The sequence below is a fragment of the Cupriavidus sp. SK-3 genome, assembly GCF_000611145.1.
In the GTDB taxonomy this organism is placed as follows: domain Bacteria; phylum Pseudomonadota; class Gammaproteobacteria; order Burkholderiales; family Burkholderiaceae; genus Cupriavidus.
Map to the genome: position 1 here is coordinate 63,683 of NZ_JFJV02000035.1, position 6,313 is coordinate 69,995.

The following is a 6,313-nucleotide window of genomic DNA, read 5'->3' on the forward strand; positions in this document are numbered from 1 at the left end:
AGCGGGCGCTCTGGCGAGCGCCCGCGGCCTTGCGTGCTTCAGGCCTCGAGTTGTTCGAGCACCTTGCCCTTGGTTTCAATGCCAAGGAAGTGAATCGTCAGCGCGGCCAGGAACGGCACCAGCGCGAGCGCATAGAACGCGCTGCTGAGGTTGCCCGTGCCGATCGTATTGGCGACCAGCGTCGGCGCGAAGATCGCCGCCAGTTTCAGCCAGGCGCCCCCGAAGCCGCAGCCCATCGCGCGGATGCTGGTGGGATACAGTTCCGGCGTGTACACATAGGCCGTGATAAAGCCGCTGGCCAGGAAACCAAGGGACAGCGCGCACAGGCCCGCCACCACATACACCGACTCCGCGTGGAACACGCCGGCCAGCGCCAGCGACAATGCACACAGGACAAACGAGACGTTGATCACCGGCTTGCGGCCCACTTTGTCGACGATCATCGCGCAGACCAGCGAGCCCACCACGCCCAGCACCGACGCGCCGGCGGCGAGATTCAGCGCCAGTTGCAGCGGCGCGTGATACACGGTCTTGTAGATCGTCGGCAGCCAGGTCGACAGCCCGTACTGGATAAAGCCGCAGGTGGCCCACAGCATCCACACTGCCAGCGTGCGCCCGATATAGGCCTTGCCCAGCAGGTCCTTGACGCCGCGGCGCGGATGCTTGTGGGTCATCGCATCGTAGGAGGACACATCGCCCAGCGGCGCCAGCGGCCCCTTGGCGCGCGCCTCGAAGGCCTGCAGCGCGCGGTCGGCTTCCTCCAAGCGGCCCTTCTCCGCCAGCCAGCGCGGCGACTCCGGAATGGCCCGGCGCAGGATGAAGAAGAGGATGACCGGGGCGCCGCCGATGAAATACATGACAGTCCAGCCGAACTTCGGCACCAGCCACGCGCCGACGCCGTTGGAGATCAGCAGCCCGATCGGGAACACCACCTCGTACAGCAGCACGAAACGCCCGCGTCCGTGTGCGCGCGTGACCTCGTTGATATAGGTGGCGGCCACCGGCAATTCGCCGCCGAGCCCGAGGCCCTGCACGATGCGCAGCAACGCGAAGATTTCGAACGATGGCGCGAAGCCGCAGGCGATGCTCATCAGTCCGATGATGCCGGCGCTCCAGCCAATCGAATGCAGCCGCCCGAAGCGCTCGGCGAGATAGGGGAACAGCAGCGCGCCAATCAATTGCCCCACCGACGGCGCCGCGATCAGGAAGCCGACCTGGGCCGGCGTAAGCGACCACATCGAGATCAGCAGCGGCAACGTGGCCGCAATCGCGATCACATCAAAGCCGTCGAAGAACGTGGCCAGGCCGATCAGCAACCGGGCCCTGACATGCATGCCATTGCTGGGCAGCCGCTCGATGCGCGCGATGATCTCGCCGCGCGTGGCCGTGGCCGGCGCGCCGGCAGCGCGATCCGCGCCGCCGTCTGCCGCGATGTTGCTGGATGGGGTCGCCACGCCCGCGGCGTTCGCATCGGCGAACGGGGCCTCTTGTCTCTGGATCAACACGGTGTTTCTCTTCAAAAATATCCGAGGCACGCAGCCGCCTCGCGCTGGCGCATCGCGGGATCTACCCCGCGCTGGCCACCACCGCCGCCGCATCCGATGCGGCGCGCGGTAGCGCTTGGAGGTCGCTCAGAGGTCCAGCACCAGGCGCTTGCCCTTGCAACCCGACACGCACACCATCATGGTCTGGTTCGATTCGCGTTCGCTCTTGCTGAGCACGCCATCGCGGTGTTCTGGAATGCCTTCCAGCACGCGCGTTTCACACGAGCCGCACACGCCTTCCCTGCAGCTGTGCTCGACGGCGATGCCCGCTTCGAGCAAGGCATCCAGCAGGGACTTGCCTGCCGGCACTTTCAGCTCGCTGCCCGTGCTTGCCAGCGCCACGGTGTACTCGCCTTCCTGCACCGCCGCCACCGACGGGTCGGCCGCGAAGCGTTCGATATGCACTTCGGCATAGCCGTGTCCGGCGCAGGCGGCTTCGAAGGCATTCAGCATCGGGCCGGGGCCGCAGCAGTAGAAGTGCGTGCTGGCCGCTTGCCCCGCCAGCAGCGCGGACAGGTCCGGCGGGCTGCCCGCCTCGTCGTCGAAGTGCATGCGCACCGCGTCGCCATAGGCGGCCAGCTCGTCCGCGAAAGCCGCTTCCGCGCGAGACCGCGCGCAGTAAAGCAGCGTGAAGGAGCGCCCCAGTTCATGCAGCCGCCGCGCCATGCAGACGATGGGCGTCACGCCGATCCCGCCCGCCACCAGCACCGTGTGGGCCGCGCCCTCTTCCAGCGCGAAGTGGTTGCGGGGCACCGCCACGGCAAGCGTGCTGCCCACGCGCAGCTGCTCGTGCACATAGCGCGAGCCGCCGCGGCTGGCGCGGTCGAGCAACACACCCACCACGTAGCGGTCGCGCACTTCCGGCGCGCCGCACAGAGAGTAGCTGCGCACCAGGCCATTGCCCAGATGCAGGTCGATATGCGCGCCGGGCGCGTACGCCGGCAACTCGCGCCCTTCCGGGTCGCGCAACTCCACGCTGACAATGCCGCGCGCTTCGAAGCGCATAGCCTGCACGCGCAGGGTGAGGGATTGGCTGGTACTCATGGCACTTCCTTGTGTTGCTTTGTGTCGCTATGTGTCGCTTCGTATTGCGTCGTATCGCCTTGCTGCCTGTATTGCTACGCTGCCTGCCACACCCTATTCAGCGCTTCTCGGTCAGGAACTTGCCCTGGGGGCCGCCCGCGTTCTTCTGCCGGCGGGTGTTACCGTCCAGGCCGCCTTCCACCGCCCATTCCGCGAACATGGTGGGACCCGGTTCGAAGTCGCGCGGCTCCCATTCGGCGTCCAGCTGGTCCTCGTCCGCGTAGTACTCGATCAGGCCGCCGGCCGGATTCTTGAAGTACCAGAAGTAAGCCGAGGAAATCGGATGCCGGCCCGGGCCGAGCTGCGTGTCCCAGCCGCTGCGCGACACATGCAGGCCGCCGCCGAATACCTCGTGGATATCGCGCACGGTGAAGGCCACGTGGTTCAGGCCGCTCTTGGCCTGCGGCAACTGCAGCAGGAACAGGTCGTGGTGGCCGCCGTCCGGCGCGCAGCGCAGGAAGGCGCCACGGCCGGGATAGTGGTCCGACGGCACGAAGCCCAGCTTCTCGGTATAGAAGCGCTCGGTCGCCGCCACGTCCTTGACGAAGAACACCACGTGCCCCACCTCGATCGGCGTGGCGCGCTCATAGATCGGGCTGCGCTGGTTCAGGCGCGGCTTGTCGTTCCAGGTGTTCATCGTGGCGCATTCGACTTCGACCTCGCGCTTGCGGGTCAGCTGGAAGCGCACGGCCAGTCCGTTGGGATCCGTGCAGCCCACGCGCTCGCCTTGCTCGCCCTGCACACCGTGCTCGCCCGAGCTGACAAAGCCCGGCTCGGCGCGAATGGCATCCGCGATTCGGTCCAGCGCGGCCTGCGTGTCCACGCCCCACACCACTTCGCGCAGCGTCGGGCCGTCTTCCATCGCCACCGGCAGCGCGGGGTCGTCAGTGCGGCGCACCAGCACGCGGCAGCCGTTCAGCGTCTCGAAATCCAGACCGGCACCATCCTCGCGCACCAGCGTGAGGCCCCAGTCGGCGAAGAAGCGCCGGCAGGCGTCCAGGTCGTCGGCACCGTAGACGATTTCGTCGATGCCCAGAATCGTGTTCATTATTCCCATCTCCTGCTGTGTCGCTTGTGTCGTTGCCAACGTCGTCGGGGTCACTCAGTTAGCCCACGGCAGCGGTTGTTCATGCATGCCCCAGTACACGCTCTTCTGCTCCATGTACTGCAGGATGCCCAGCCTCCCCTTCTCGCGGCCCAGGCCGCTGTCGCGCCAGCCGCCAAACGGCGTCGAGATGGAGAACTGCTTGTACGTATTGATCCACACGTTGCCCGCCTGCACCGCGCGCGCGAAGCGCCATGCGCGCTTGTAGTCGCGCGTCCACACACCGGCCGCCAGCGCGTACACGCTGTCGTTGGCCTGCGCGATCAGGTCGTCCTCGTCGTCGAAGGCCATCGCCACCAGCACCGGCCCGAAGATTTCCTCCTGGCACACGCGGGCGCTGTTATCCAGCCCTTCGATGATGGTGGGCGTGTAGAAGTAGCCGTTCTCGCAGCCCGCCACCGCCGGGCGGATGCCACCCGTGCGCAGTTGGCCGCCTTCGGATACCCCCAGCGCCACATACGATTCGATCGAGTCGCGGTGGCGGTCGCTGATCAGCGGCCCCATCTGGGTGCGCTCGTCGGCCGGGTCGCCCACGCGCAGGCGCGCCGCGCCCTCGGCCAGGCGGTCCATGAAAGGCTCATACAAGGAACGTGCCACGAACAGGCGCGAGCCCGCGATGCACGATTCGCCCGAGGAACTGAAGATGCCGTACAGCACACCGTTGACGGCATGATCCAGGTCCGCGTCCTCGAACACCATCGTCGGCGACTTGCCGCCCAGTTCCAGCGACACCGGCATCATCTTGTCGGCGGCGATATGCGCGATATGGCGTCCCGTGGTGGTGCCGCCCGTGAACGACACGCGGCGCACCAGCGGGTGCTTGGTAATGGCGTCGCCGATCACCGAGCCCTTGCCGGGCAGCACGCTGATGAGACCCTTGGGCACGCCGGCTTCTTCGCAGATGGCCGCCAGTTCGAGCGCCATCAGCGGCGTGATCTCGGCGGGCTTGATCACCACCGCGTTGCCGGCAGCCAGCGCCGGCGCCAGCTTCTGCGCCTCGCTGGCGATGGGCGAGTTCCACGGCGTGATCGCCGCCACCACGCCCATGGCTTCATGCACGCTCATGGTGAGGAAGTCACCACGCGCGGGCGTGAGCGTCTCCTCCAGCGTCTCGCAAGCCGCGGCGAAAAACTGGAAGGTGCCCGCTGCGCTGGCAACCAGCGCGCGCGTCTCGCTGATGGGCTTGCCGTTATCCAGGCGCTGGCGCTGGGCGAGGGGCTCTGCGCGCGCGCGGATCAGGTCGGCCACGCGATGCAGCACGGCTGCACGCTCGTGCGGCTTGCGCTGGGGCCAGCCGCTGGTGAGGAACGCGCGATGCGCACCCTGCACGGCCTCTTCCACGTCGTCCAGGCTGGCCGCGTTCAGTTCCGCGACCACTTCGCCGGTGGCCGGGTAGCGCGTGGCGTAGCGTTCGCCTCCGCCCACGCGCCACTCGCCTGCGATACAGATGGGGAGAATCTCTTGTTTCATGATGATTGCCTTGCTGCGCTGCTTAAATCGACATGGCGTGGGCACGGTTGCCCAGCGCACGCACCACGCTGAACACCGTCAGCGCCGAGGTCTTGGGATTAGCCGCCAGCGGCTTGCCGCGCATGGTCAGCTCGAAACCACCGAAAGCGCCGCGCGCTTCCACATGGTGCACGTTCTCGTCCACGCCAGGATCGGCCAGCAGCCTCACCTGCGTGTGATCCAGACCGAGCCCGGCCACCGACAGCGTGGCGGCCACATTGGCATTCTTGGGATAGAGCCGCGCCGCTTCGCGGGCGGTGCCTTCGAAGATCACCGTGGCTTCGGTCAGCGCATCGAGATCGAACAGCGCTTCCGCCGGCGTATCCTTCCACGCGCCAGGCGGCTTGCGCCCGGTATAGACCACCGCATCGAGGCCGCCCACGCGCGCTGCCGCCAGCGCATCGATGGCGCCGATCGCGCCGGACAGCAGCTGCACCTGGGTGCCGCCGCGCCGTGCCGCCGCTTCCAGCCGTTCCGCCAGGCCGGGCGCCGACAACGCGCCCACCGACACCACCATGCAGGCGATGCCACGCTCCAGCGCCGGCACGATGTGTTCTTCCAGCGCATGGTGGCCGGCGCATTCCACCAGCAGGTCGGGCCGTCCGTCGGCCTGGCTCAGGCTGGTGGCGACGCGCGCCCGCGGCGCCAGCGCGGAGACGGCGTGGCGGGCCTGGTCCATTTGGGCTTCCGGCACCACCACCACGTCGAACACGACATCCGGATCGCTCTTGAGCAGTTCGAGCACCCCAAGCCCGATCGCTCCGCACCCCACCATCGACACGTGCAGCATGTTGCGTCTCCCTCAGACAGTCACGGTGCTGCGTTCGGCCGCGCGCGCGCTCTTCTCGGCGTCGGCTTCCTTGTTGACCGGCGGGCCGGCGAATGCGGTCTTGAAGGTACCGATGGACAGCATGTCGATCTCCAGCAGGAACGGACCTTGTTCGGCGGTCGCCTCATCCAGGGCGGCGCCGACATCCGCCAGGTTGCTGACACGGCGATGGCGCAGCGCCAGCGATTGCGACAGTTGCGCGTAATCAGGCGTATGCAGGTCCACGTAGTGGCGGCGGCCGCC

At 67.5% G+C, this 6,313-nt stretch carries 5 protein-coding genes and 1 pseudogene; all 6 read right to left on the bottom strand.

Annotated features, from left to right (window positions below):
- Positions 1 to 38: 38 nt before the first annotated feature.
- The gene (locus CF70_RS03875) at positions 39 to 1,334 is read right to left on the bottom strand and encodes an MFS transporter (RefSeq protein WP_235184870.1); all 1,296 of its coding nucleotides are present in this window, start codon (positions 1,332 to 1,334) and stop codon (positions 39 to 41) included.
- Between the two features lie 297 nt (positions 1,335 to 1,631).
- Positions 1,632 to 2,588 (bottom strand): PDR/VanB family oxidoreductase, encoded by a 957-nt coding sequence (locus CF70_RS03880; protein WP_035860606.1) that lies wholly within the window; start codon positions 2,586 to 2,588, stop codon positions 1,632 to 1,634.
- Positions 2,589 to 2,685: 97 nt separating this feature from the next.
- Positions 2,686 to 3,675, bottom strand: coding sequence for a VOC family protein (locus CF70_RS03885; RefSeq protein WP_035860608.1), 990 nt, complete (start codon positions 3,673 to 3,675; stop codon positions 2,686 to 2,688).
- A 54-nt stretch (positions 3,676 to 3,729) separates the two neighbouring features.
- Entirely contained in the window at positions 3,730 to 5,202 is a 1,473-nt protein-coding gene (locus CF70_RS03890; protein ID WP_035860610.1) for an aldehyde dehydrogenase, read from the bottom strand.
- Between the two features lie 22 nt (positions 5,203 to 5,224).
- On the bottom strand, positions 5,225 to 6,031 hold the full coding sequence (locus CF70_RS03895; RefSeq protein ID WP_035860612.1) for an aspartate dehydrogenase: 807 nt from the start codon (positions 6,029 to 6,031) through the stop codon (positions 5,225 to 5,227).
- A 12-nt stretch (positions 6,032 to 6,043) separates the two neighbouring features.
- Positions 6,044 to 6,313 (bottom strand): annotated as a pseudogene (locus CF70_RS37300) (hypothetical protein); the annotation flags it as partial.